Annotated in this window: 2 protein-coding genes; both read left to right on the top strand. The window is 70.9% G+C overall.

Annotated features, from left to right (window positions below; translation table 11 throughout):
* Positions 1-340: methylglyoxal synthase (locus tag Q7W29_00100; protein MDO9170214.1), on the top strand; the 340-nt coding region annotated here is incomplete at its 5' end.
* A gap of 29 nt (positions 341-369) precedes the next feature.
* The coding region (locus Q7W29_00105) for a hypothetical protein (protein MDO9170215.1) at positions 370-1,081 on the top strand (712 nt) is incomplete at its 3' end.

Genomic DNA, 1,081 nt, shown 5'->3' on the forward strand with positions numbered 1-1,081 from the left:
GACCGGCAAGGCCCTCGAGGAGGCGCTGGGGTTCGCCATCAAGAAGCTGCAGAGCGGCCCGCTCGGCGGCGACCAGCAGATCGGCGCCAAGATCGCCAGCAACGAGATCGACTTCCTGATCTTCTTCTGGGATCCTCTGGAGCCGCAGCCCCACGACCCGGACGTCAAGGCCCTGCTGCGGATGGCCGTGGTCTGGAACATCCCGATCGCCTGCAACCGGGCGTCGGCCGATTTCATGATCTCGTCGCCGCTGATGGAGGGCGAGTACGACCGGCTCGTGCCCGATTACGACAATTACCGCAACCGCAGGTTCGACCAGAATCCGCCGGGAGCATCCTGACCGGCCTCGTTCGAAAGTGGAGGAACCCCATGACCTGCCTGCCTCATCGATGGTGGCCGACGCTCGCCGCGGCGATGCTGTGCGGCGTCCTGCCCGCGGCGGCCGCCGACGGCCCGGTCTTCAGGGCGGACGCCAGCAGCGCCTACGAGGTGGACCTGGCCCAGGTGCGGGACGACCTGCTGCCGCTGCTGCGGGCGGCGATGCGCGGCGAGGAGCCGCAGGAGACGCGCGACTTTGAGGACTTCCTGGACGTCAGCGGCGTGCGGGCCCTGGACCGGCTCCGTCTCGTGTCGCGGTCGTCGTTGGATCGCTCGTGCGCGAGCCTGGAATTGGACCTGGATCCGAATGGGGACGGCGGGATCCTGGCCGCCCTGTGCGGCGTGCGCGGCGGCCGTTGCCGCTTCGCGCGCTACGTCCGCGAGGATGACGTGCTGGCGTTCGCGACCCTGGAGAATCTTCCCGGCAGCCTGGAGGCGCTGCTGCCGTTCCTGACGCGGCCCGCGACGGGACCGGAGGCCGCGTGGCTGAGCTTCGACGAGGAAGGTGAGCCCGAACTCGCCGGCATCCCGATCCGCGGCCGCCTGCTGCCGCTGCTCGCCGGCGAGATCGACGTGATGCAGTTGCAGAGCGCCGCCGGCGGCTTGCCAGCGGTGGTCCTGGCCGTCGCCACCCGCGACGGCCCCGCCCTGCGCGACCTGCTGCTCGGCCTGGCGGCCGGACAGACCGCCGGCGACGATGGCG

Source organism: bacterium (assembly GCA_030654305.1).
In the GTDB taxonomy this organism is placed as follows: Bacteria; Krumholzibacteriota; Krumholzibacteriia; order LZORAL124-64-63; family LZORAL124-64-63; genus PNOJ01.